The 24,371-nt window shown below is 69.0% G+C and carries 19 protein-coding genes and 1 tRNA gene; 12 read left to right on the forward strand and 8 right to left on the reverse strand.

The features are described from left to right. Window positions 1–74: 74 nt before the first annotated feature. Genes BHU15_RS07100 through BHU15_RS07110 form a run of 3 tightly spaced genes read left to right on the forward strand, consistent with a single transcriptional unit; the run spans window position 75 to window position 6,092 of the window. Window positions 75–722, forward strand: a complete 648-nt coding sequence (locus tag BHU15_RS07100) for a hypothetical protein (protein ID WP_247748653.1) — start codon at window positions 75–77, stop codon at window positions 720–722. Between the two features lie 2 nt (window positions 723–724). Next, entirely contained in the window at window positions 725–5,434 is a 4,710-nt protein-coding gene (locus BHU15_RS07105) for a putative T7SS-secreted protein (RefSeq protein WP_069626396.1), read from the forward strand. A gap of 49 nt (window positions 5,435–5,483) precedes the next feature. Continuing rightward, window positions 5,484–6,092: a pentapeptide repeat-containing protein gene (locus tag BHU15_RS07110; RefSeq protein ID WP_069626397.1), complete on the forward strand. Its 609-nt coding sequence runs from the start codon at window positions 5,484–5,486 to the stop codon at window positions 6,090–6,092. 424 nt (window positions 6,093–6,516) lie between these two features. Here the strand turns inward: BHU15_RS07110 and BHU15_RS07115 are convergent. Continuing rightward, window positions 6,517–6,590: transfer RNA gene (locus tag BHU15_RS07115), tRNA-Gly, on the reverse strand. A gap of 185 nt (window positions 6,591–6,775) precedes the next feature. On the opposite strand from BHU15_RS07115, the gene BHU15_RS41140 reads away from it, so the two are divergent. From BHU15_RS41140 to BHU15_RS07130, 3 genes are all read left to right on the forward strand, one after another. Continuing rightward, window positions 6,776–6,961 carry a hypothetical protein gene (locus BHU15_RS41140; protein ID WP_069626398.1) on the forward strand — a complete coding sequence of 62 codons (186 nt, stop codon included), beginning with the start codon at window positions 6,776–6,778 and terminating at the stop codon, window positions 6,959–6,961. 73 nt (window positions 6,962–7,034) lie between these two features. Beyond that, window positions 7,035–7,610 (forward strand): dCTP deaminase, encoded by a 576-nt coding sequence (gene dcd, locus BHU15_RS07125; protein ID WP_023539848.1) that lies wholly within the window; start codon window positions 7,035–7,037, stop codon window positions 7,608–7,610. Window positions 7,611–7,624: 14 nt separating this feature from the next. After that, window positions 7,625–8,119 (forward strand): phosphoribosyltransferase, encoded by a 495-nt coding sequence (locus tag BHU15_RS07130; protein ID WP_069626407.1) that lies wholly within the window; start codon window positions 7,625–7,627, stop codon window positions 8,117–8,119. Window positions 8,120–8,160: 41 nt separating this feature from the next. On the opposite strand, the gene BHU15_RS07135 is transcribed toward BHU15_RS07130, so the two are convergent. From BHU15_RS07135 to BHU15_RS07150, 4 genes are all read right to left on the reverse strand, one after another. After that, on the reverse strand, window positions 8,161–9,108 hold the full coding sequence (locus BHU15_RS07135) for a Yip1 family protein (protein WP_069626399.1): 948 nt from the start codon (window positions 9,106–9,108) through the stop codon (window positions 8,161–8,163). A 155-nt stretch (window positions 9,109–9,263) separates the two neighbouring features. Then, entirely contained in the window at window positions 9,264–10,412 is a 1,149-nt protein-coding gene (locus BHU15_RS07140; RefSeq protein ID WP_107422803.1) for an FG-GAP repeat domain-containing protein, read from the reverse strand. Between the two features lie 120 nt (window positions 10,413–10,532). Continuing rightward, entirely contained in the window at window positions 10,533–12,800 is a 2,268-nt protein-coding gene (locus BHU15_RS07145) for a (Fe-S)-binding protein (RefSeq protein WP_069626400.1), read from the reverse strand. 131 nt (window positions 12,801–12,931) lie between these two features. Continuing rightward, window positions 12,932–13,534, reverse strand: coding sequence for a sugar transferase (locus tag BHU15_RS07150; RefSeq protein ID WP_255293046.1), 603 nt, complete (start codon window positions 13,532–13,534; stop codon window positions 12,932–12,934). 318 nt (window positions 13,535–13,852) lie between these two features. Here BHU15_RS07150 and dnaK point away from each other — a divergent pair, with 318 nt between their 5' ends. The 4 genes from dnaK (at window position 13,853) to BHU15_RS07170 (ending at window position 18,153) form a co-directional block, all read left to right on the forward strand. Continuing rightward, the gene (dnaK, locus tag BHU15_RS07155) at window positions 13,853–15,715 is read left to right on the forward strand and encodes a molecular chaperone DnaK (protein WP_023539842.1); all 1,863 of its coding nucleotides are present in this window, start codon (window positions 13,853–13,855) and stop codon (window positions 15,713–15,715) included. Next, window positions 15,712–16,389, forward strand: coding sequence for a nucleotide exchange factor GrpE (gene grpE, locus BHU15_RS07160; protein WP_069626402.1), 678 nt, complete (start codon window positions 15,712–15,714; stop codon window positions 16,387–16,389). The genes dnaK and grpE overlap by 4 nt, the downstream gene beginning before the upstream one ends. 70 nt (window positions 16,390–16,459) lie before the next feature. Further along, the gene (dnaJ, locus tag BHU15_RS07165) at window positions 16,460–17,671 is read left to right on the forward strand and encodes a molecular chaperone DnaJ (protein WP_069626403.1); all 1,212 of its coding nucleotides are present in this window, start codon (window positions 16,460–16,462) and stop codon (window positions 17,669–17,671) included. 5 nt (window positions 17,672–17,676) lie between these two features. Next, on the forward strand, window positions 17,677–18,153 hold the full coding sequence (locus BHU15_RS07170) for a heat shock protein transcriptional repressor HspR (protein WP_023539839.1): 477 nt from the start codon (window positions 17,677–17,679) through the stop codon (window positions 18,151–18,153). A 16-nt stretch (window positions 18,154–18,169) separates the two neighbouring features. On the opposite strand, the gene BHU15_RS07175 is transcribed toward BHU15_RS07170, so the two are convergent. Together BHU15_RS07175 and BHU15_RS07180 are read right to left on the reverse strand one after the other, a co-directional pair. Then, window positions 18,170–19,210: a helix-turn-helix transcriptional regulator gene (locus tag BHU15_RS07175; protein WP_069626404.1), complete on the reverse strand. Its 1,041-nt coding sequence runs from the start codon at window positions 19,208–19,210 to the stop codon at window positions 18,170–18,172. Window positions 19,211–19,421: 211 nt separating this feature from the next. Then, window positions 19,422–20,405 carry a helix-turn-helix transcriptional regulator gene (locus BHU15_RS07180; protein ID WP_171908329.1) on the reverse strand — a complete coding sequence of 328 codons (984 nt, stop codon included), beginning with the start codon at window positions 20,403–20,405 and terminating at the stop codon, window positions 19,422–19,424. 293 nt (window positions 20,406–20,698) lie between these two features. Here BHU15_RS07180 and BHU15_RS07185 point away from each other — a divergent pair, with 293 nt between their 5' ends. Then, window positions 20,699–21,019 carry a Rieske (2Fe-2S) protein gene (locus BHU15_RS07185; protein ID WP_023539836.1) on the forward strand — a complete coding sequence of 107 codons (321 nt, stop codon included), beginning with the start codon at window positions 20,699–20,701 and terminating at the stop codon, window positions 21,017–21,019. Window positions 21,020–21,159: 140 nt separating this feature from the next. Here the strand turns inward: BHU15_RS07185 and BHU15_RS07190 are convergent, their stop codons facing one another. Next, on the reverse strand, window positions 21,160–21,564 hold the full coding sequence (locus BHU15_RS07190; protein WP_069626405.1) for a pyridoxamine 5'-phosphate oxidase family protein: 405 nt from the start codon (window positions 21,562–21,564) through the stop codon (window positions 21,160–21,162). A 192-nt stretch (window positions 21,565–21,756) separates the two neighbouring features. On the opposite strand from BHU15_RS07190, the gene clpB reads away from it, so the two are divergent. Beyond that, a partial coding sequence (clpB, locus tag BHU15_RS07195; protein WP_069626406.1) for an ATP-dependent chaperone ClpB occupies window positions 21,757–24,371 on the forward strand: 2,615 nt, incomplete at its 3' end.

Raw genomic sequence — 24,371 nt, forward strand, 5'->3', positions numbered from 1 at the left:
TTGTTTCCGCCGGTGGTGGGGATCGTGCCGGATGAGGTCGCCCTGGACGCCGGTGAACCGGACGGGGGTCGGAGCTGATGAGTACGGGCGCGGAGGATCTGAAGGTCGGTCCCGACAGTGTCAAGCGGATCACCGAGGGGCTGCGGGCTGCGGTTTCGGAGTTGCGCGAGGTCGGCAACGGGACGGGGGCGCTGCTGGGCAAGGGGTTCTCGGATCTGTCGATGACGGGCATGGAGGCCGGGCATCACGGTCTGTCGGTGGATTTCGAGGACTACTGCGAGCGCTGGGAGTGGGGGGTGCGGGCGCTGGTCCAGGACGCGAACACGATCGCGGCGAAGCTAGGGCTGGCGGCGGGGCTGCTCTGGGAGGAGGACCAGTACATCCAGGGCACGTTCAAGGTCGCTCTCAACTCCGCGATCGGGAATCCGCACGCGACCGAGGACGAGGTCGTTGACCAGAGTTGGGGCGAGTTGGCCAGGCCCGGCTTCCTGGATCCGGACTACAGCGCGGAGTCGTTCGAGCGCACCAGGGAGGAAGGGGCACAGACGTGGAAGGACACCGGGCGTGCGGTGATGACCGAGGGCCTCGGTGGTCAGCGTGTCAGCGCGCTCAACGATCTGGTCGGTGTGGACGACGATGATTTCGACCGGGCGGTGGACGAGACGTTCGGTCCCTCCCCGGAGGAACGATCGGCTCAGCAGCCGGCCGATGGGGGTAACTGAGCATGGGTGTCGGGGACTTCATCAGGGATCTCACTCCGGATTCGGTCGAGGATGTCGTCGAGGACGGTGTGGAGTGGGCGGGTGACCGGACCGAGGACGTCGGTGACTGGACGGCCGACCGGCTGGAGGATGTCGGCTGGGAGTCGGGGGCGGACTGGGTCCGTGAGAAGTCCCGGTCGCTGGCGAACCGGATGGGCGCCGAGGTCGACGAGATGGACCTCGGGCAGACCGAGGACAAGACCAAGCTGGTCTACGGCAGCGCGTCGAAGATCCGCGGGACCGCTTCCCATTTGAAGGACTTGCAGGCATCGTTCCGCAAGGTCGGTGAGGGCCTGAAAGGGCTGGACTCATCCGCCATCAAGGGGCAGGCGGCTGACGCGTTCCGCGAGACGGTGTCGATCGAGCCACCGAAGTGGTTCAAGGGCGCCGACGCGTTCGAGAAGGCCGCCAAGGCGTTGGATACGTTCGCGGCGACTGTGGAGTGGGCTCAGGGCCAGGCGCAGATCGCGATCGACACCTGGAAGGCCGGTACGAAGGCGTCCGCCGAGGCTCTCGACGCGCACAACGGCAAGGTCGACGCGTACAACAAGGCCGCCGACGCTTACAACGCGAAACCCGCCGACCAGCGCGACCCGGCGACCCTGCCGCCGAAGCCCGGCGAGTTCAGCGATCCGGGCCAGGCCCGGATGAAGGAGGCGCAGGAGACGCTGGCCGAGGCGCGGCGCCAGCGCAACGCGGCCGCCGAGACCGCGCGCGGTACGGTGCGGGCCGCCCGGGACGCGGCGCCGCCGAAACCGTCGTACGCCGAACAGGTCGTCGACGGCATGAGTGAACTCGACCTCATGCGGACTCATTTCGGCGGGGGCATAGTCAAGGGCACCGCCGGTCTGCTGAGCTTCGCGCGGAGCGTGAACCCCACCGACCCGTACAACATCACGCACCCCGCCGAGTACGCGCTCTCGCTGAACAACACCGCCGCCGGGCTGGTCCAGGTCGCCAACGACCCCTGGGGCGCGGGCAAACAGATGGTCAGCGGCTTCATGAAGGACCCCGCCGAGGGCTTCGGCCGCCTCGTCCCCGACCTGGCGCTCACCGCCGCGACCGGAGGCGCGGGCGCGGGCGTCAAGGCGGCCCGGCTGGCCAAGGAGGCGGCCGATCTGGCGACCGGCGGCAACCGCGCCCGCCGACTCCTCGACGACGCCCCCGAAGGCACCCACAACCGCCCCGACGGCGAACGCATCACCGACGGCACCGACCCCGTCGACCTCGCCTCCGGCCGCATGTTCCTGCCCCAGACCGATGTGGTGCTGCCCGGCGTACTGCCCCTGGTCTTCACCCGTCGCGTCGAATCCGGCTACCGGGCGGGCCGCTTCTTCGGCCCCTCCTGGTCCTCCACCGTCGACGAACGCCTGGAGATCGACCCCAACGGCGTCATCCACGTCACCGAGGACGGCCGGCTGATCACCTATCCCCACCCCGTCCCCGGCACCCCCACGCTTCCCGAGACCGGCACCGCGCGCGGTCTTCTCGCCCGCGACGACGACGGCGACTACACCCTCACCGACCCCGACACCGGCCTCACACACCACTTTGCGGCACCACCAGGCACAGAGCCCGGCGAAGACGGCGACGCCTGGCTCATCCAGACCACCGACCGCAACAACAACACCCTCACCATCGACCGCGCCGACGACGGCACTCCCGCAGCGCTGGCCCACTCGGCCGGCCACCAACTCACCCTGACCACGGCCGAGACGCGTGTCACCGAACTGGCCCTGGTGGACGGGCCGGGCTCGGTCCTGCCGGTCATGACCTACGGGTACACGGACGGCAACCTCACCACCGTCACCAGGCCCTCCGGCGCCACCACCACCTTCGAGTACGACGACCACGACCGCGTCATCGCCTGGATCGACTCCAACAACAGCCGCTACGACTACGCGTACGACGACCGCGACCGGGTGATCGGCGAGGGCGGCCAAGCGGGCCACGTCCAGCTCGCCCTCTCCTACGGCCTTCCCGACCAGGCCACGGGCCACCGCGTCACCACCCTGACCACCGCCGACGGCGCCACGACGCGCCATCTGATCGACGACAAGTGCCGCGTCCTGGCCACCACCGACCCCCTCGGCTACACCACACGCCTCACCTACGACATCCGAGGCAATCAGCTCACCCGCACCGACCCCCTCGGCCGCACCACCACCTTCACACACGACGCGGAGGGCCGGCTCCTCGCGGTAGTCCGTGCCGACGGCAGCCGAATCGCCACGGTCCGCGACGGAAACGGGCTGCCCTTGGAGTTCACCGCCTCGGACGGGGCCCGCTGGCAACAGGGATACGACGACCGAGGCAACCGCACCGAGGTCACCGACCCGGCCGGCCACACCACCCGCTACGCGTACGACAGTCGGGGGCATCTCGTCTCCTCCACCGACGCACTCGGCGCCGTGACCACGTTCCGCTGCGACCGGGCCGGTCTGCCGCTGGACGTCACCGACCCTCTTGGGGGCACCACCCGGTGCGAGCGCGACGCCTTCGGCCGGCTCGTACGGATCACGAACCCCCTCGGCCTGGTCACCACGCTCCGGTGGAGCGCAGACGGCGAACTGGCCGAACGTACGCGCCCGGACGGCGGCACCGAGTCCTGGGCCTACGACGGCGAGGGGAACTGCACCAGACACACTGACGTGGCCGGGCGGACGACGAATTTCGCGTACACCCACTTCGACCTGCTGACCGCCCGCACCGGCCCGGACGGAGTGCGGCACGAATTCGAGCACGACGCCGCCCTGCGTCTCACCAAGGTCACCAACCCTCAGGGGCTGAGTTGGTCCTACATCTACGACCCGGCCGGCCGCCTGGTCTCCGAGACCGACTTCGACGGGCGGACGGTGCGTTACTCCCTGGACGCGGCCGGCCAGGTCGCCGCGCGCACGACCCCGCTCGGCGAGACGATCGCCTATCGGCGCGACCCGCTGGGCCAGGTGATCGGCAAGGACGCGGCGGGCGCCGTCACTACCTATGCCTACGACCGGGCCGGACGGATGCTGCATGCTGTCGGCCCGGAGAGCGAGTTGGTCCACCAGTACGACCGTTGCGGCCGGCTCAAGACGGAACTCGTGGACGGCCGCCCCATGACGTACACCTACGACCCCGTGGGAAACCGCGTCCGGCGTGTCACTCCCATGGGGCACGCCACCAGTTACGTCTACGACGCGGCAGGCCGGCTCACGCATCTCGCCAGCGGCACACGCCGCGTCGCTTTCACTCATGACGCAGCGGGCCACGAGTTGCGACGGACCTTCGGTGACAACCTCGCTATCGCCTCCAGTTGGGACGGGAACGGTCAACTTGGCGGACAGCACCTCACCGTCGGCACGCGCACCATCAATCGTCGTTCCTACACCTACCGCGCCGACGGGCACCTCACCGCACTCCACGACACCCTCCGCGGCGACTTCCGCTTCGGCTTGGACGCGGACGGCCGTGTCACCACGGTCACGGCCTCGAACTGGTCGGAGACGTATGTCTACGACAAGGCCGGAAACCAGACCTCGGCGTCCTGGCCGGCCACTCATCCCGGCCACGAGGCGATTGGCCCCCGCAACTACGCTGGCACCACCATCGTGAGCGCCGGTGGCGTCCGCTACGAACACGATGCCGCGGGCCGCATCACCCTGCGCCAGAAGCCCCGGCTGTCCCGCAAGCCGGACACCTGGGGCTACGAATGGGACGTGGAGGACCGGCTCACCGCCGTCACCACCCCGGACGGCACCAAGTGGACCTACAAATACGACCCGTTGGGTCGCCGTACCGCCAAACGACGCCTGGCCGACGACGGTGCGACCGTGGTGGAAGAGGTGCTGTTCGGCTGGGACGGTTCGGTGCTGTGCGAACAGACCACCACAGCGCCGGAATCCGCTCGCTCGGTCACTCTGGCCTGGGACCACCGTGGCTCGCGGCCACTCGCACAGACGGAACGAGTTCTGGGGGCGGACGCCTCTCAGGAGGCGATAGATGACCGGTTCTTCGCCATCGCCACCGACATCGTGGGCACGCCCACCGAACTCGTCTCCGAATCGGGCGAGATCGCCTGGCACACCCGCGCCACGCTTTGGGGCACCACCACCTGGTCCCGCACCTCCACCGCGTACACCCCCCTGCGCTTCCCCGGTCAGTACTACGACCCCGAAACCGGCCTGCACTACAACTACTTCCGCCACTACGACCCCGAGACCGCCCGCTACCTCACTCCAGACCCCCTCGGCCTGGCCCCTGCACCGAACCCGGCCACGTACGTGCACAATCCGTTCACCTGGTCCGACCCGCTTGGGCTCTCGCCCTACCGGGACCTGGGTCTCAGCGACGAGGCGCTGACCGCGATCAACAAGCTGGAGAACATCAAGGCGGATCCCATCGGCCGTATCAACTCCGACCCGAACCACAACCACTACTCCGCGGCCAGACGCGAGGCAGCGGGCGAAGTGGTGGCACGGAAGGCGGACGGGACGCCCTTCGACCATGTAGCTGACCTGACTCAGGCGAAGCAAGGGCTTGAGAACGTACGTCGGATACTGTGGAAGGAGATGGAACGGCTTCCGGACGGCATGACCGAACGAGGTTTGGACGTTCTCATCAAGAAGCACGACGACACCGTCCGCAACTTGGATCGAGTCAAGGGGTTCCTCCACCAGATCGGTAACCGGTGACCAGGCCCCGAACGCATCTGTGGACGCGTAGGAACGGAACCGCCAGGCGATGACCACCCCGTCGGACGAGAACAGCGACGAGAACGAGCTGCGTGACCGGTGGACGCGGCCGCAGAACCTGCCTGTTCTCGCCGCGGTTCGCGAAGCCCTGGAACAACATGGTGACTGGCGCGGCATCCTGCGGGAGTGGTCGGCACCCTGGGGTACCGACCATGACCTGGCAGGAATTCCCCTGGCCGGGGCGGATCTCGCCGGGACGGACCTGACGGGTGTCCACCTCAGCTACGCCGATCTGCGAGGTTGCCGCCTGAGCGACTGCGATCTCTCCGACGCCTTTCTGGTCGGCGCGGACCTCAGTGAGGCGAGGCTCATGAACGCCTCCCTGCCGCGTACGAACGCTGGACTCGCCGACTTCACCTCGGCCGACCTCACCGGCGCGCGGGCCGACGACTGCGTCCTGTCCCGCGCCCGCCTCGTCGGCGCGAGGCTGCTGGGTGCCTCACTGCGTCGCGCCCGCCTCGTCGGGGCTGATCTCACGAACGCGGACCTGTCGGACGCGGACCTTCGCTCCGCCGTGCTGATCTCGGCGAAGACCGAACGAACGGTGATGACCAATACCCGGCTGGACGGGGTGCGCCGCGGTTCCCTCCGGCCCTGAGCCACGCACCCGCGTCAGCGGCTGAGCAGTTCGGCCCGCACAGCGAAGTGGCAGTGCTGCGGCTGAGCCCAAGGCCGAATCCGTACTCGCCGATTCACGGCGATTCCCGGGCTGGTTCGTCCCTCGGCTATGGCCGCTCCGCCTGTGCTGCGTGCTTGGGGTCAGCTGTACTGCTCACAGCCATCATCCTTTGCATGAAGATGCCAGTCCGTGGGGTGAAGATGAGGCTGTCGACGAGGGTGCCGTCGCCGCATGGCATGGCGAGCGGCAGCGGCCAGTCGCGGCTCGGCCGGTCCTGGAATCCGAGTCGGTGCCGTTCAACAAGTGACCGCGAAGATCGGAACGACCATCCTGGGACAAATTCTCCGGACCCTAGGGTCTAGACAACAAGCAAGGCCCAAGTCGCTGACTTGGGCCTTCGTCGTGGAGCGGGTGACGAGAATCGAACTCGCGCTCTGAGCTTGGGAAGCTCATGTTCTACCATTAAACTACACCCGCGCGGAGCTGCCATGATCTGCGGCGCTTCCGTGGACACTCTACCCCATTGTCGACTCTCGGTGCTCGATGCCGCTGTCGGTCGCGGGAGTTGGGGCGTAGCCTCCGTCGTCGGAGTGCCGCTTGGTTGGGTGTTCTGGTCATCCCCTAATGTGTGGGTTCGTCCGCGTTTTTGGGGAAGGGACCTGATGGACTTGATGGATCGCACCGTCGTCCGCTGTGCCGAAGGGCACGTGTTCAGTACTACGTCGTTCCCGATGCAGCAGCTTGACGCCGGGCGGCTCGGGCCCGGTCGGTTGATTCGGTGTCCGCGTTGTGCTCGGTTGCGGCATGCCGTGCCCGTGGCCGTCGCCGCGGAGGTCGGGCGGCGGTAGCGCGGGTGGTCGGTAGGGGCGCGCGGGTTGCCCGAGTTGGGGTGGGCCCGCGCGTTCTGCGTATCCTCGGGGCGTGCTTCTCTCTGACAAGGACATCCGGGCCGAGATCGATTCCGGGCGCGTGCGTATCGACCCCTACGACGAATCGATGGTGCAGCCGTCGAGCATCGACGTACGGCTCGACCGGTTCTTCCGCGTGTTCGAGAACCACCGCTACCCCCACATCGACCCCGCCGTCGAGCAGACCGACCTGACGCGGACGGTCGAGCCCGCCGGGGACGAGGCGTTCATCCTGCATCCCGGGGAGTTCGTGCTCGCCTCGTCGTACGAGGTCATCTCGCTGCCCGACGACATCGCCTCCCGCCTGGAGGGCAAGTCCAGCCTCGGGCGCCTCGGGCTTGTCACGCACTCCACCGCCGGGTTCATCGACCCCGGCTTCTCCGGGCACGTGACCCTGGAGCTGTCGAATCTCGCGACGCTGCCCATCAAGCTCTGGCCGGGTATGAAGATCGGGCAGCTGTGTCTGTTCCGGCTCAGCTCGCCGGCGGAGTTCCCCTACGGCTCCGAGCGGTACGGGTCGCGATACCAGGGGCAGCGCGGGCCCACCGCCTCCCGGTCGTTCCTGAACTTCCACCGGACGCAGGTGTGACGGCGGTGGACGACATAGGGGCGCGGGAGAATCTGACGTACGAGCGGTTCGGGCTCGCCGTACGGGAGTTGGCGCAGGCCGTCGCCGACGACGGGTACGAGCCCGATGTCGTCCTGAGCATCGCCCGCGGCGGGGTCTTCGTCGCCGGCGGGCTCGCCTACGCGCTCGACTGCAAGAACATCCACCTGGTGAATGTGGAGTTCTACACCGGGGTCGGTACGACGCTCGCGATGCCGGTCATGCTGGCGCCCGTGCCCAACGTGGTCGACTTCTCCAACAAGAAGGTCCTCATCGCCGACGATGTCGCCGACACGGGGCGCACCCTCAAACTCGTCCACGAATTCTGTCTCGATGCCGTCGCCGAGGTCCGCAGCGCCGTCATATACGAGAAGACGCACTCGCTGGTGAAGTGCGAGTACGTCTGGAAGCGCACCGACGAGTGGATCAACTTTCCCTGGAGCGTCGAGCCGCCCGTCGTGCGGCGTAGTGGTCAGGTACTTGATTCCTGAGGACCGAGGGAGGGGCCGCCGCTGTGCGACGGCCCCGTCGCTCAGATCGTGCCCAGCTTGATCAGTGACAGCAGCGCGATCAGCTGGATCGCCGACGCGCCCAGCGCCTTCGGCCACGGCAGGTCGTGCGACCTGCTCACCATCACCGTGAACAGCGCGCCCGCCGCGACCCAGGTGATCCAGCCGAGGATCTGCACCAGCGAGTTCTCGCCGCCCAGGAAGAGCGCGAAGACCAGGCGCGGGGCGTCCGTGATCGACATGATCAGCATCGAGAGGCCGACCGTCGGCTGCCAGGCGCCGTCGCCGCCGAGCTGGCGGGCCAGGGTGTGCGTCACCGCGCCCAGGATCAGGCCGCCGATCACGAAGGCCACGGCCGTCGTCAGGACGTACGGGATGGCCGTCGTGAGGGTGGCGTTGATCGCCTCCTCGCGGGCCCCGTCGAAGCCGAAGATCGCGAGCAGGCCGTAGAGGAACGTCACGACCAGCGCCGGGCCCCAGACCGGGTAGTCGCGCATCTGCCAGAACGTCGCGTTCGGGCGCAGCACGATGCCGCTCAGCAGCTGCTTCCAGTGCAGTCGCGGGCCGGACGGCGGTGCGGGCGCCGCGCCCGCGTGGTACGTCGAGCCGTCGCCGTAGCCGTGCTCGTCCACGCTGAACTGCTGCGTGTGGCCGGGGTTGTTGGCGTACGGGTCGGAGGCGCCGCCACCGCCGTGCTGCTGGTTGTACGGGTCGCCGAAGTACTCCGGCTCGCCGTGCCCGCCGTGTCCGCCCGGTCCGGGGTAGCCGTAGCCGCCCTGCTGGGGGCCGGGGTGTCCGCCGCCCGTCTGGGGCCACTGCTGCGGAGCGCTCGGCTGTCTGCCGTACGGGGGTGCCGGCTGCCCGCCTCCGTACTGCGGAGGGGGCGCCGCCTGCCGTCCGTACGGCTGCTGCTGCGGGTCCTGCTGACGTGTGCGGTTGTCCCGGCCGCGTCCGATCCTGAATCCAGCCACGTCACCGAACGTACCCGCTTCGGGCGGGCACGGGGCGCGAGGAGCCGGAACAGGCCGGCCTTTGCGGCCGACCTGTGACATCCCCTAAGGGGACCCTGGGGGGCTTGCCCCAGCAGGGGGAGGGGAAGTGAGGAGAGCTTATTCGAGGCGGAGAGTCATTCGAGGAAGATCGATGTGCTGAAGCTCAGGGTCGGGGTGTCCTTCTTCGGCGGGTACAGCGCGATCAGGTCCTTCTCCTCGCCCAGGTGCGTGCGCGTCACGATGAAGTCCGCCGACCGCGCCGCCTCCACGAGGTCCGTCGTGGGCCTGCCGGCCGCGCCCGGCAGCTTCGGCGCGGGCGGGAGCCCGACCGGCTCGAAGGTGTACGTGCCGCCCGGCTCGCCGGGCCCGCGCGGGCCGCCCAGCAGCAGCTTGCCCTTCGCGGCCTTGCCGGGGTCGTGGGTGCGGGTGGCGTACACGAGGTCGTCGTAGCCGTCGCCGTTCGTGTCCGCCTTGCCCGTGGGGGCGTACAGGACCGGGCCGGCGCCGGGGACGGGCGCCGTGGCCGCGCGGGGGGCGCCCGCGCGGCTGAACGGGCCGCGCAGATAGCTGACCTGGCCCGCGCTCGCGGAGACGGCGAGGTCCGGCTTGCCGTCGCCGTCGAAGTCGCCGCAGACCGGGTGGTCGGGCCAGTCGTCGCCGTAGCGGGCCTTGGCGGGGATCTTCAGGACGACCGCCTTGCCCGTGATGCCGTCCGGGCCGCCGAAGAGGAGCTGGAGCGGGACGGGCGGGCGGCCGACGCCGTCGTACGGCGGGTCCGTGCTCACGATCAGGTCGGAGAAGCCGTCCCCGTCCAGGTCGCAGCTCGCCGCAGCGTCGAAGGCGGCGGGCAGGACACCGTCGGTGGCCGCGCCGTTGGCGGCGGGGGTCAGCGTCTGGCGTACGGCGGGGTCGACGCCGCGCGGTGAGCCGGAGCCGTACACGATGCCGATGCCCGCGTCGTCGCCCTGGATCGCGTCGGGGGCCTTGACCAGGTCGTTCAGTACGAGGTCGCGGTGGCCGTCGCCGTTGAAGTCGGCCGGGACCTCGCTGCCGTCGCCGCGTGGGACGGGGCGCTTCGGTACGGAGGCGCGGCCGGCGAGGGGCGCGGTGTCGCCGTTCTTGGCCTTGGCGCCGCCGGCGTTCTCTCCGTCGGAGCCGCTGCAGCCCGTCAGAAGCAGGGCCAGTGCCGTACAGAGGGCGGCGCCGGTCAGCGCCGCTGTCGGCACGCGGGTGTCGCCGGGACGTATGCGCACGGCCCCACCTTCCGTCTCGTCGCGTGACATTCGCTGCCACATGATGCTCCAGTTCGCGCATCGCGGTAAGGAAGCGGTAAGAGTACGGACTGGTCGCGATCACCGATCGGCCGGCCGGGCCGCGCTCTTCTCAAGGAGGGTGCCGCGACGTTACGCCGCGGGCTCCGGCTCCGGTTCGGCCGCCGGCTCCGTGGTGTCCTCCGGGTCCGACGGTGTCCGCACCGAGTCGAGCAGCAGTTGCGCCACGTCCACGACCTGGAGCGATTCCTTCGCCTTGCCGTCGTTTTTCTTGCCGTTGACCGAGTCGGTCAGCATCACGAGGCAGAACGGGCACGCCGTCGACACGATGTCCGGGTTGAGGGACAGCGCCTCGTCCACGCGCTCGTTGTTGATGCGCTTGCCGATCCGCTCCTCCATCCACATCCGCGCGCCGCCCGCGCCGCAGCAGAAGCCGCGCTCCTTGTGGCGGTGCATCTCCTCGTTACGGAGGCCGGGCACCTTCGCGATGATCTCGCGCGGCGGGGTGTAGACCTTGTTGTGCCGGCCCAGGTAGCAGGGGTCGTGGTAGGTGATCAGACCCTCGACCGGGGTCACCGGGATCAGCTTCTCCTCGTCGATGAGGTGCTGGAGCAGCTGGGTGTGGTGGATGACCTCGTACTCGCCGCCGAGCTGCGGGTATTCGTTGGCGATCGTGTTGAAGCAGTGCGGGCAGGTCGCGACGATCTTCTTCGAGGACTTCGGCTTTTTCGTCTCCGGGTCGTCGTCATCTTCGCCGTACGCCATGTTCAGCATCGCCACGTTCTCCTGGCCGAGCTGCTGGAACAGCGGCTCGTTGCCCAGGCGGCGGGCCGAGTCGCCCGTGCACTTCTCGTCGCCACCCATGATCGCGAACTTCACACCCGCGATGTGGAGGAGTTCGGCGAACGCCTTCGTGGTCTTCTTGGCGCGGTCTTCGAGCGCGCCCGCGCAGCCGACCCAGTACAGGTAGTCGACCTCGGAGAGGTCTTCGACGTCCCGGCCGACGACCGGCACCTCGAAGTCGACCTCCTTCGTCCACTCCAGGCGCTGCTTCTTCTGGAGGCCCCAGGGGTTGCCCTTCTTCTCCAGGTTCTTGAGCATCGTCCCGGCCTCGGACGGGAACGAGCTCTCGATCATCACCTGATAGCGGCGCATGTCGAGGATGTGGTCGATGTGCTCGATGTCGACGGGGCACTGCTCGACGCAGGCGCCGCACGTGGTGCAGGACCACAGGACGTCGGGGTCGATGACGCCGTTCTCTTCGAGGGTCCCGATCAGCGGGCGCTCGGCCTCCGCGAGGGCGGCTGCCGGCACACCGGCCAGTTGCTCCGCGGTCGCCTTCTCCTCGCCCTCCATGGACTTGCCACCGCCCGCGAGCAGATACGGCGCCTTGGCGTGCGCGTGGTCGCGCAGAGACATGATCAGGAGCTTCGGCGACAGCGGCTTGCCGGTGTTCCAGGCGGGGCACTGCGACTGGCAGCGACCGCACTCCGTGCACGTGGAGAAGTCGAGGATGCCCTTCCAGGAGAACTGCTCGACCTGCGAGACGCCGAAGACGTCGTCGTCGCCCGGGTCCTCGAAGTCGATCTCCTTGCCGCCCGACGTCATGGGCAGGAGCGCGCCGAGCGCCGTACCGCCGTCGGACTTCCGCTTGAACCAGATGTTCGGGAAGGCGAGGAAGCGGTGCCAGGCGACGCCCATGGTGGTGTTGAGGCCGAGGGTGATGGCCCAGATCATCGTCACGCCGAGCTTGATCATGGCGGTCAGGTAGACCAGGTTCTGCAGCGTGCCGAGGCTGAGTCCCTTGAAGGCCAGGACCAGCGGATACGAGACCCAGTACGCGGGGTCGTAGCTGTCGACGTGGTGCAGGGCGCCTTCGAGGCCGCGCAGGATCAGGATCGCGAGGCCGATGGTGAGGATCACGTACTCGACGAAGTACGCCTGCCAGGCCGTGGAGCCCGCGAAGCGGGACTTGCGGCCGGCCCGCGAGGGCAGGTTCAGCAGGCGGATCGCGATCAGTACGAGGATGCCGACGGTCGTCGCGAGCGCGATGAACTCGATGTAGATCTCGTACGGCAGGAAGGTGCCGATCCCGGGGATGATCCAGTCGGCCTGGAACAGCTGGCCGTACGCGTTGACGATCGTGAGCCCAAGGGTCAGGAAGCCGATGGCGACGAACCAGTGGGCGAAGCCGACGACGCCCCAGCGGTTCATCCGCGTATGGCCGAGGAACTCCTTGGCCAGGGTGAGCGTGCGCGCTCTGGGGTCGTCGGTGCGGCTGCCGGCCGGGACGGGCGCGCCGAGCTTCACGAACCGGTAGATCTCGGCGACGGCTCGGGCGATGAGCGCGACGCCGACCACGGTCAGCACCAGCGACACGATGATCGCGGCGAGTTGCATTGGGGGCTCCTCGGGCCTGCGAGGGTGGGAAGAACAGCGCCACGGCGGTAAGTACGGCGTAGGTACGGCAGTAAGTACTGCGGCGGTGCTACTAAGCGGTAACTTAATCGGTTTGTGCTGAGGGTACCCAGTTATCCCGCCGCACTGTAGCCGCGCGGCCGGTGATCTGTGTCGCTGAGGTGACCCTGAGCGGGGATCCGGGCCGCGGCGGGCCCCGCGCCGTACGGGGCGGTGGCGGCGGCCGGTGTACGGGCGAGGATCACCAGGTCGAGGCCGATCCAGTGGTGCTCCACGTAGTGCTGGTCCAGCAGTACGGGCTCGTCCCACGGCCACGGGGAGCGGCGGCGCACCTGGGCGAGGCCGGTGAGGCCCGGCCGTACGTGCTGCCGCCAGGGCGCCGCCGCCCTGGGGTCGCCGGGCGGCAGCGGCGCGGGGCCGACGAGGGACATCTCGCCCCGTACGACATGGGGCAGCCGCGACAGCAGGTCGAGCCGGTGCCGGCGGGTGGCCAGCGAGCGGGCGGTGAAGACACGGCCGTCCAGGCCGACGCGGGGCTCGCGGGTGAAGGCGCCGCCGACGTGGCGTGGGGACAGGGTGAGGGCGAGGGCGGCGGCGGCCAGCAGTGGCGCGGTGAGCGTCAGCAGGAGGGCGCCGAGTGTCAGGTCGAGCAGCCGCTTGGGGTCCAGGAGATGGTCGAGGGCGAAGTCGAGCGCGCGGTCGAGCGACCGTTCCACGCCTCGTACCCGCGCCGGGTCCGGAGCGGGGTCCGCCGGGCTGCGACCAGGGTGCGGAACCATGGGATACCCCCGACCGTTGTGTGTGACTGTGTGCGGCATCACGTCTTTTATGACCCGCATGCCGCACGATCGTCACTCAGCGGGCGGGTGAAGTTCCGAAGGCGCGCGGACCTGCGGGAATCGCGCCCCCTCCGGCCCTGGCCCGGAAAGCGGGCCGCACGATAGTTGAGTCTGCTCGACTCAGCTCTGTTGACGCCTGAGGATCAGTCGTGCATCCTTGAGCCTGTTCCACTCAAGTCAGCTGGAGGAATCGAAATGGCACGTGCGGTCGGCATCGACCTGGGCACGACTAACTCCGTCGTCAGCGTTCTCGAAGGCGGCGAGCCCACCGTCATCACCAACGCCGAAGGCGCCAGGACCACGCCGTCCGTCGTCGCCTTCGCCAAGAACGGCGAGGTGCTCGTCGGAGAGGTCGCCAAGCGCCAGGCAGTAACGAACGTCGACAGGACCATCCGGTCGGTCAAGCGCCACATGGGCACCGACTGGAAGATCAACCTCGACGGCAAGGACTTCAACCCACAGCAGATGTCCGCGTTCGTGCTTCAGAAGCTGAAGCGCGACGCCGAGTCGTACCTGGGTGAGAAGGTCGTGGACGCGGTCATCACCGTCCCGGCGTACTTCAACGACTCCGAGCGTCAGGCCACGAAGGAGGCCGGCGAGATCGCGGGCCTCAACGTCCTGCGTATCGTCAACGAGCCGACCGCCGCCGCGCTGGCGTACGGGCTCGACAAGGACGACCAGACGATCCTCGTCTTCGACCTCGGTGGCGGCACCTTCGACGTGTCGCTCCTGGAGATCGGTGACGGCGTCGTCGAGGTGAAGGCCACCAACGGTGACAACCACCTCGGCGGTGACGACTGGGACCAGCGTGTCGTCGACTACCTGGTGAAGCAGTTCGCCAACGGTCACGGCGTGGACCTGGCCAAGGACAAGATGGCTCTCCAGCGTCTCCGCGAGGCCGCGGAGAAGGCGAAGATCGAGCTGTCGTCCTCCACCGAGACCACGATCAACCTGCCGTACATCACGGCGTCCGCAGAGGGCCCGCTGCACCTGGACGAGAAGCTCACGCGCTCCCAGTTCCAGCAGCTGACGGCCGACCTGCTGGAGCGCTGCAAGACCCCGTTCCACAACGTCATCAAGGACGCCGGTATCGCGCTGTCCGAGATCGACCACGTGGTCCTGGTCGGCGGCTCCACGCGTATGCCCGCCGTCGCCGAGATCGTCAAGGAGCTCACCGGCGGCCGGGACGCCAACAAGGGCGTCAACCCGGACGAGGTCGTGGCCATCGGTGCCGCGCTCCAGGCCGGTGTCCTCAAGGGCGAGGTCAAGGACGTCCTGCTGCTCGACGTCACCCCGCTGTCTCTTGGTATCGAGACCAAGGGCGGCATCATGACCAAGCTCATCGAGCGCAACACCACGATCCCGACGAAGCGCTCCGAGATCTTCACCACGGCCGAGGACAACCAGCCGTCGGTGCAGATCCAGGTCTACCAGGGCGAGCGCGAGATCGCGGCGTACAACAAGAAGCTCGGAATGTTCGAGCTGACCGGTCTGCCGCCCGCCCCGCGCGGTGTGCCGCAGATCGAGGTCGCCTTCGACATCGACGCCAACGGCATCATGCACGTGGCCGCGAAGGACCTCGGCACCGGCAAGGAGCAGAAGATGACCGTCACCGGTGGCTCCTCGCTGCCGAAGGACGAGGTCAACCGGATGCGTGAAGAGGCCGAGCAGTACGCGGACGAGGACCACCGCCGTCGCGAGGCCGCCGAGACCCGCAACCAGGCCGAACAGCTCGTCTACCAGACCGAGAAGTTCCTCAAGGACAACGAGGACAAGGTCCCGGGCGACGTGAAGGAAGAGGTCGAGACCTCCATCGGCGAGCTGAAGGAGAAGCTCAAGGGTGAGGACACGGCCGAGATCCGTACGGCCACCGAGAAGGTCGCCGCCGTCTCGCAGAAGCTCGGCCAGGCCATGTACGCCAACGCGCAGGCCGAGGGTGGCACCGACGCGCCCGGCACGGAGCAGGCCGGTCCCGCCGGCGGCGCCGACGCCGCGGACGATGTCGTGGACGCCGAGATCGTCGACGACGAGAAGCCCAAGAAGGACGGTGCCGCGTGACGGAGGAGACTCCGGGCTTCGAAGAGGAGCCCGACGTCCCTTCCGGCGCCACCCCCGAAGACGCCGCGTCGAAGGGCGCCGAGCCGGACTCCGCCAAGGAGTCGGGCCCGGCGGCCCCGGCCGGGGACGTACAGCAGAACGACACACAGACCGCGCTGATCGCACAGCTGGACCAGGTCCGTACGGCGCTCAGTGAGCGCACGGCAGACCTCCAGCGGCTTCAGGCCGAGTATCAGAACTACCGCCGCCGGGTGGAACGGGACCGCGTCACGGTCAAGGAGATCGCCGTCGCGAACCTCCTGACCGAGCTGCTGCCCGTGCTCGACGACATCGGGCGCGCCCGGGAACACGCCGAGCTGGTGGGCGGGTTCAAGTCGGTGGCGGAATCGTTGGAGACGGTGGCCGCGAAGATGGGCCTCCAGCAGTTCGGCAAGGAGGGCGAGCCCTTCGACCCGACGATCCACGAGGCCCTGATGCACAGCTACGCGCCGGATGTCACCGAGGACACGTGCGTCGCGATCCTCCAGCCTGGGTACCGGTTCGGCGAGCGGACCATCAGGCCCGCGCGCGTCGCCGTGGCGGAGCCCCAGCCGGGGGCCACGCCCGGGGAGAAGGCATCGAGCGCCGACGAGCCGGACACGGACGAGGAGAACGGTGGCCCGGACGAGGGCTGACGTGCCGACGGGCGGTCCGGCGGCACGGACGGGCAGTACGCATGACGGGCAGTGAGGAGGGACGTCGGGAATGAGTACCAAGGACTTCGTGGAGAAGGACTACTACAAGGTTCTCGGCGTCCCCAAGGACGCCACCGAGGCCGAGATCAAGAAGGCGTACCGGAAGCTCGCCCGCGAGTTCCACCCGGACGCCAACAAGGGTGACGCCAAGGCCGAGGAGCGCTTCAAGGAGATCTCCGAGGCCAACGACGTGCTCGGCGACCCCAAGCGGCGCAAGGAGTACGACGAGGCGCGCTCGCTCTTCGGCAACGGCGGCGGCTTCCGGGCCGGTCCCGGCGCCGGCGGTGGCGGCGGGTCCTTCAACTTCGACCTGGGCGACCTCTTCGGAGGCGGCCCCCAGGGCGGCGGAGGGGCGCAGGGCGGCCAGGGCGGCGCCGGCGGCTTCGGCGGCGGGCTCGGGGACGTGTTCGGCGGCCTCTTCAACAGAGGCGGTCCCGGTACGGGGACGCGTACGCAGCCGCGCCGCGGCCAGGACATCGAGTCCGAGGTGACGCTCAGCTTCACCGAGGCGGTCGACGGGGCCACGGTCCCGCTGCGGATGTCCAGCCAGGCGCCCTGCAAGGCGTGTTCGGGCACCGGTGACAAGAACGGCTCGCCGCGGGTCTGCCCGACCTGCGTCGGCACCGGACAGGTGTCGCGCGGCACGGGCGGCGGCTTCTCGCTGACCGACCCGTGCGTGGACTGCAAGGGCCGCGGGCTCATCGCCCAGGACCCCTGCGACGTCTGCAAGGGCAGCGGCCGTGCCAGGTCCTCGCGGACCATGCAGGTCCGTATCCCGGCGGGCGTCAGCGACGGCCAGCGGATCCGGCTGCGCGGCAAGGGCGCTCCCGGTGAGCGCGGCGGTCCCGGCGGCGATCTGTACGTGGTGGTCCACGTCGGCGCGCACCCGGTCTTCGGCCGCAAGGACGACAACCTCACCGTCACCGTGCCGGTCACCTTCGTGGAGGCGGCGCTCGGCGGCGAGGTCAGGGTCCCGACGCTGGGCGGTCCTTCCGTCACCCTGAAACTGCCCGCGGGCACGCCCAACGGCCGTACGATGCGCGCCCGTGGCAAGGGCGCCGTCCGTAAGGACGGCAGCCGTGGCGACCTCCTGGTCACCGTCGAGGTGGTCGTCCCCAAGGATCTCGGCGCCGAGGCCCGTGACGCGCTGGAGAGTTACCGGAAGGCGACCGCGGGGGAGAACCCGCGTGACGAGCTGTTCCAGGCTGCGAAGGGAGCGTGACTCCAATGGACGGGGTCGGGCGGCGGCGACCGCACTCATCGTTCAACCGGGCGTTCGAGCTGACCGAGGAGTCGCCGGTGTACGTCATCTCGGTGGCCGCCCAGCTGTCGGGGCTGCATCCGCAGACCCTGCGTCAGTACGACCGGCTGGGCCTGGTCTCGCCGGACCGTACGGCGGGCCGCGGCAGGCGTTACTCGGCGCGCGACATCGAACTGCTCCGCCAGGTGCAGCAGTTGTCGCAGGACGAGGGCATCAACCTGGCGGGCATCAAGCGCATCATCGAGCTGGAGAACCAGGTCGCGGCGCTCCAGTCACGCGTGGCCGAACTGGGCGCGGCGGTGGACGGCGCGGCGGCGGCGATGCGCCAGCGCGAGGCCCAGGTCCACGCCTCGTACCGGCGCGACCTGGTGCCGTACCAGGACGTCCAGCAGACGAGCGCGCTGGTGGTGTGGCGGCCGAAGCCGAAGCTGTCGTCGGACTAACCAGGACAGGCGCCTGTCACTGGGGACCTGAGGGCCCGTTGCCGTCCGGAGCGATCCGGGCCGGCGACGGGCCCTCGTCCGTGCCGGGGCGGGGTCCTCGGGCCGGCTCCTGGGTGACCAGGCCCGACTGGACCAGCAGGGCGCCGAGGTGGGTGCGGCTGGAGGCGTTGAGGGCGTGCATCAGTTTGGCTATGTGGGCGCGGCAGGTGCGGACGCTGATGCCCATTCTGCGGGCCACCGCCTCGTCGGAGGTGCCCTCCACCAGGAGGCGCGCGATGCTCTGCTGGACCGGGGTGACCTGGGTGCGGGGGGACGTCGCGGGGAGGTGCTCCGCGAGCGGGGTGCCGCCTGCCCACAGCACCTCGTAGACCTGGACGAGGTACGTCACCAGGGCCGGGTGCCGGATCTCCAGGGCGGTCGTGCGTTCGGCGTCGGCGGGGATGAGGGCCATCTCGCGGTCGAAGATGATCAGCCGCTCGACGGTCTGCTCGACCGTGCGCACCTCCAGCCAGCCGGCCGGCACCCGCGTCATGTAGTCCTTGAGGTGCGGGTTGTAGCGGGCCGGGTGCTGGTAGATGTGGCGCAGCCGGGCGCCCCGTTCGATGGCCGCGAGGGAGTTCCTGAGCCCTTGTTCCATGGATGTCTTCGTCCGGTTGCCGCCGGGCTGGGCCGTCAGGATCTCCGACGTGGCGGCTGCCGACGACTCGCTCAGTACGGAGACGATGAGCGGCATTCCTTCGAGGACGGTTATGGAGAGGTTGGGGTCTCCGCTCGGCACGGCCGTCAGCGGGGCCAGGGAGTCGGCAAGGGCGGTGGTCAGCCGTACGCGTTCGTGGATCTCACGGGTGATGGGCAGCAGCAGATGCGCCAGCGCGGCCGACGGAGGTACGGGCCGCAGCACGGAGGCGTCCATGGGGTCCGGATGGAGCAGCGCCATGCCCATCAGGCACGGGGCGGCCGTCAACGCGTCGCGGCTGATCCTGCCGTCGCGCAGGGCTTCGCTGTAGAGCCGTAAGGCTTCGTCGCACAGCTCCCGATCGCCATGCGGATGCGTCAACTTTGCCCAGGTTCCTGCCACTTGGGTACCCCCCTTTTTCTGCAATGCAGGAAGATGGCGGTGGTGGGACTCTAGCTAGTCGGGGATCGTCATTGGTGGTTGGGAGTAGCCAGCTCCCTGATCACATCCCGGCCGTGGCCGCTCTCCCCTTGTTGCGGTCACGGCTTCCCTTCCCTGTGTGAACGGCGTACGGAGGGAAGGGAAGTCCGTGTCAGTGGCCGTGGTCCAGGATTCCCGACTGCGCGATGAGATAGCCGAGTTGGGCACGGCTGCCACTGCCGAGCGTGGTGTTGAGTTTGGCGATGTGCGCCCGGCAGGTGCGGACGTTCATGCCGAGCCGGCGGGCGATCGCCTCGTCCACGTGGCCGTCGATCAGGAGCTTGGCGATGGACCGCTGGGTGCTGGTGATGCCGTCGATCTCGGGCGCGTACGACAACTGCTCGTCCCAAGGGGTGCCGTGGAGCCAGAACTGCTCGAAGACTCCGACGAGATACTGGACCAGACCCTCGTGGCGCAGTTCCAGGGCGATCCGGCGGTCGCTGCGGGCCGGAACCAGTGCCACCTTTCGGTCGACGATGATCAGCCGTTCGATGATCTCTTCGAGGGTCCGCACCTCGGCGCCGTAGGGCGTGACGTGTTCCACGAAGGCCAGCGTGGACGGGTGATGCCGGGCGGTGTGCTGGTAGAGGGTGCGCATCTTCACGCCGTTGCTGAGCAGCGGTGCCACCCGCTCCAGGCCCTTCTCCAGGGTGTCGGGCCGGCGTCCGCTGCCGGGCTGGACGGTCAGCAGTTCCTCGGTGCACTCGGCCGTGAGGCGGTCGAGCGTGGTGTTGATCAGGCTCAGCCCTTCGAGCACGGTGATGGCGTGCGTCGTCGACGGGTCCATGGCCGTGAGGGTCATGAACGGCTCGAAGGTGTCGGCCAGCGAGATCGCGATCTGCCGGCGCTCCTGGATCTCACGCTCGATGGGATGCGTGAGCTGGTTGAGTGCGATCGCCGGTGGTACGGGACGTAGCCACTGGGCGTCGTCGGGGTCTGGGTGCAGCAGCGCCAGGTCGAGCAGGCAGGGTGCCGATTCCGCCTCAGATCGGGCCAGTCGGCCGGAGCGCAGAGCTGCGGCGTAGAGGTTTTTCCCTGCTTCGCATAGTTCGCCTGGCCTGTGCCTGTGCCCGGAAGTAGCCCTATTTGACTGCATTTGCCACCCCCTCAGGGTCCTGAATTACAGGAACATGATGCCCGTGCTCGCTGGTGGTTGCGTGCCGTGTGGGCCATCGTCTTAGACGCGGGGGGAGGGATAGTGATCAGAATGGGGTGGAGATCGTCCATGAAGAGGATGGTTCGCACACTTTGCGCACTTGCTGTTGCTGCGGCTGCTTTCGGCATTGTCGCAGTGAACGGTGAACCCACTTGGGAATCCGAGCCGGCGCACTCAGTGCAGGCGGCGCCCGGTGAGCCCACGTGGGAGAGCGCGCCGGTGGACCTGGGCGCATGACTGTCCCGCCCGACGACAGGGTCTTTCGGCGTGAGATGGCCTCGGCCTACCGGTCCGGATGGCACTTCATCGATCTCGTCACGGCGATCCCACACCGTGGTGACTCGCTGATGGTCACCCTGTTCGGAGAGCCTGTGGTCGTCGTCCGCGAGGAGGACGAGGACGTCCGCGCGTACCGGTGCCTGAGGAAGCCCAGGGGGGCGCCGCAGCCCGTGCGCTGCGCGATTCGGTACGACATGATTTTCGTTAATCTCGACCAGCGTGACCACCAGCTGGTTGAACCACAAACCATTTCCGCCACCCCCCGCAGTGCCTGAGCGATTCCCCCGTCGTAGTAGATCGCTCCGGCACTTCCCCCACACAGCGGCGCCATCGTGGACCTGAAACGCGATGGCGCCGCTGTGCTGCCCGCGTGCGGGCCGGCGTGGCCGGCGGCCGTGCGGCCGTGCGCCGCGGATCATCCTCTGCCGAGCGCGCGGTCGACGGCGATCTCGATGACGACGCGGTCCGGGTTCGGCCCCGGCGTGCGCTCGTAGCGGGCCGCGTAACGGCCTACCGCGTCCGCCACCCTGTCGGCCTCCGTGCGCACCGTGGCGAGGCCCTCAAGGGTCGCCCAGCGCCGTTTGTGGACCTGGCAGACCGCCACCCGCGCGCCGTCGGGGCCCGCGGCCAGGATGTTGGCGACCTTCGTCGAGTGCTTGCCGGTGATGACACGTGCCAACCGGGTCTCCGGCTCGTACGTCACACCCACCGGCACCACGTGGGGCGTGCCGTCCGGCCGGAGGGTGGTCAGGGTGCACAGATGCCGCTCCCGCCAGAAGGCGAGATAGTCGGCGTCGGGATCGCGTACGTCTTGGGCCATGCCGGAAGAATAGGCGCGTAATGGCCTCGAAGGTGCGGCGTGGCGGGAGTTGGTCCCGGCCGCCGGTGTGCCTCCTCCAGGCGTGAGTCGTGCTTGCGGTCGTGCTTGAGTGGAATAGACTCAACTTTGCGTACGTCAGGTGAGTCAGGTTCTTACGGGGACAGGCCCCGCGCCAAGGAGGAGAGACCGCACGTGGACGCCGAGCTGACGAACAAGAGCAAGGCCGCGCTCAACGCCGCCACCGACCGCGCGGTGTCGGCGGGCCACGCCGACCTGACCCCCGCGCACCTGCTCCTCGCCCTGCTCGAGGGCGAGGACAACGAGAACGTCACCGACCTGCTCGTGGCGGTGGACGCCGACCAGGCCGAGGTACGGTCCGGGGCGGACCGGCTGCTGGCCGCGCTGCCCAGCGTCCGGGGCACCACCGTCGCGCCGCCCCAGCCCGACCGCGCGCTGCTCGCCGTCATCGCCGACGGCGCCAAGCGGGCGAAGAAGCTGGGCGACGACTACCTCTCCACCGAGCACCTGCTCATCGCGATCGCGGCGGAGGGCGGCAAGGCGGGCGAGGTGCTGGACCGGCAGGGGGCCGGTGCGAAGAAGTTGCAGGCCGCGTTCGAGAAGGCAAGGGGAGGACGCCGGGTGACCACGCCGGACCCGGAGGGCCAGTACAAGGCCCTGGAGAAGTTCGGCACCGACTTCACGGCCGCCGCGCGCGAGGGCAGGCTGGACCCGGTCATCGGCCGGGACCAGGAGATCCGCCGTGTGGTGCAGGTGCTGTCGCGCCGTACGAAGAACAACCCCGTACTGATCGGTGAGCCCGGCGTCGGCAAGACGGCCGTCGTGGAAGGACTCGCGCAGCGCATCGTCAAGGGGGACGTGCCGGAGTCCCTGAAGAACAAGAAGCTGGTCTCGCTCGACCTCGGCGCGATGGTCGCGGGCGCCAAGTACCGGGGCGAGTTCGAGGAGCGGCTGAAGACCGTCCTGTCCGAGATCAAGGACAGCGACGGGCAGATCATCACCTTCATCGACGAGCTGCACACCGTCGTGGGCGCGGGCGCCGGCGGCGACTCCGCCATGGACGCGGGCAACATGCTCAAGCCCATGCTGGCGCGCGGCGAGCTGCGCATGGTCGGCGCGACGACCCTGGACGAGTACCGCGAGCGCATCGAGAAGGACGCCGCGCTGGAACGGCGCTTCCAGCAGGTGCTGGTCGCCGAGCCGAACGTCGAGGACACGATCGCGATCCTGCGCGGCCTCAAGGGCCGGTACGAGGCCCACCACAAGGTCCAGATCGCGGACGCGGCGCTGGTGGCCGCCGCCGCGCTCTCCGACCGCTACATCACCTCGCGCTTCCTGCCCGACAAGGCCATCGACCTCGTGGACGAGGCCGCGTCCCGCCTCCGTATGGAGATCGACTCCTCGCCCGTCGAGATCGACGAACTCCAGCGGACGGTCGACCGCCTCCGTATGGAGGAGATGGCGCTGAAGAACGAGTCGGACCCCGCGTCCAAGCAGCGTCTGGAGAAGCTGCGCCGCGACCTCGCCGACCGCGAGGAGGAGCTGCGCGGGCTGGACGCGCGCTGGCAGAAGGAGAAGCAGGGCCTCAACCGCGTCGGTGAGCTGAAGGAGAAGCTGGACGAGCTGCGCGGGCAGGCGGAGCGCGCGCGGCGCGACCAGGACCTCGACACGGCGTCCAAGCTGCTGTACGGCGAGATCCCGGCCGTGGAGCAGGAGTTGGCGGAGGCGGACGAGGCGGAGCAGGAGGCCGCCAAGGACACCATGGTCAAGGACGAGGTCGGCGAGGACGACATCGCCGACGTCGTCGGCTCGTGGACGGGGATCCCGGCCGGGCGGCTGCTGGAGGGCGAGACCAGCAAGCTCCTCCGTATGGAGGCCGAGCTGGGCCGCCGGCTGATCGGGCAGCAGGAGGCCGTCCAGGCGGTCTCGGACGCGGTACGCCGCACCCGCGCGGGCATCGCCGACCCGGACCGGCCCACCGGCTCGTTCCTCTTCCTCGGACCGACCGGTGTCGGCAAGACCGAACTGGCCAAGGCGCTGGCCGACTTCCTCTTCGACGACGAGCGGGCCATGGTCCGTATCGACATGAGCGAGTACGGCGAGAAGCACTCCGTCGCCCGCCTCGTCGGGGCGCCCCCCGGCTACGTCGGCTACGAGGAGGGCGGCCAGCTCACCGAGGCCGTGCGCCGCAGACCGTACAGCGTGGTCCTGCTGGACGAGGTCGAGAAGGCGCACCCGGAGGTCTTCGACATCCTGCTCCAGGTGCTGGACGACGGCCGCCTCACGGACGGGCAGGGGCGGACGGTGGACTTCCGCAACACCATCCTGATCCTGACCTCGAACCTCGGCAGTCAGTACCTGGTCGACCCGGTCCCGTCGGTGGAGACGAAGAAGCAGCGGGTCCTGGAGGCCGTACGGACCGCGTTCAAGCCGGAGTTCCTGAACCGGCTGGACGACCTCGTGGTCTTCTCGGCCCTCTCCAAGGAGGAGCTGGCCCGCATCGCCGACCTCCAGATCGCGCTTCTCGCGAAGCGTCTGGCGGACCGCCGGCTCACCCTCGACATCACGCCGGAGGCGCTGGCGTGGCTCGCGGACAAGGGCAACGACCCGGCGTACGGCGCGAGGCCGCTGCGGCGGCTGATCCAGACGGCGATCGGCGACCGGTTGGCGAAGGAGATCCTCGCGGGTGAGGTCGTGGACGGTGACACGGTGCGGGTGGACCGCGCGGGGGACGAGCTGATCGTGGGGCCGGCGACGGGTGGTTCGCCGGAGGCGGGGGAGGCTGGGCG

It is taken from the genome of Streptomyces niveus, assembly GCF_001723055.1.
Lineage (GTDB): Bacteria > Actinomycetota > Actinomycetes > Streptomycetales > Streptomycetaceae > Streptomyces > Streptomyces niveus.

Excerpts from the sequence above, each read along its gene's own strand:
- BHU15_RS07180 (WP_171908329.1), bottom strand. The coding sequence starts at position 20,405 with ATGCAGTCAAATAGGGCTACTTCCGGGCACAGGCACAGGCCAGGCGAA.
- BHU15_RS07190 (WP_069626405.1), bottom strand. The coding sequence starts at position 21,564 with ATGGCCCAAGACGTACGCGATCCCGACGCCGACTATCTCGCCTTCTGG.
- BHU15_RS07145 (WP_069626400.1), bottom strand. The coding sequence starts at position 12,800 with ATGCAACTCGCCGCGATCATCGTGTCGCTGGTGCTGACCGTGGTCGGC.
- BHU15_RS07185 (WP_023539836.1), top strand. The coding sequence starts at position 20,699 with ATGACTGTCCCGCCCGACGACAGGGTCTTTCGGCGTGAGATGGCCTCG.
- dnaK (WP_023539842.1), top strand. The coding sequence starts at position 13,853 with ATGGCACGTGCGGTCGGCATCGACCTGGGCACGACTAACTCCGTCGTC.
- BHU15_RS07170 (WP_023539839.1), top strand. The coding sequence starts at position 17,677 with ATGGACGGGGTCGGGCGGCGGCGACCGCACTCATCGTTCAACCGGGCG.
- BHU15_RS41140 (WP_069626398.1), top strand. The coding sequence starts at position 6,776 with ATGGACTTGATGGATCGCACCGTCGTCCGCTGTGCCGAAGGGCACGTG.
- BHU15_RS07110 (WP_069626397.1), top strand. The coding sequence starts at position 5,484 with ATGACCACCCCGTCGGACGAGAACAGCGACGAGAACGAGCTGCGTGAC.
- BHU15_RS07140 (WP_107422803.1), bottom strand. The coding sequence starts at position 10,412 with ATGTCACGCGACGAGACGGAAGGTGGGGCCGTGCGCATACGTCCCGGC.
- BHU15_RS07105 (WP_069626396.1), top strand. The coding sequence starts at position 725 with ATGGGTGTCGGGGACTTCATCAGGGATCTCACTCCGGATTCGGTCGAG.
- dnaJ (WP_069626403.1), top strand. The coding sequence starts at position 16,460 with ATGAGTACCAAGGACTTCGTGGAGAAGGACTACTACAAGGTTCTCGGC.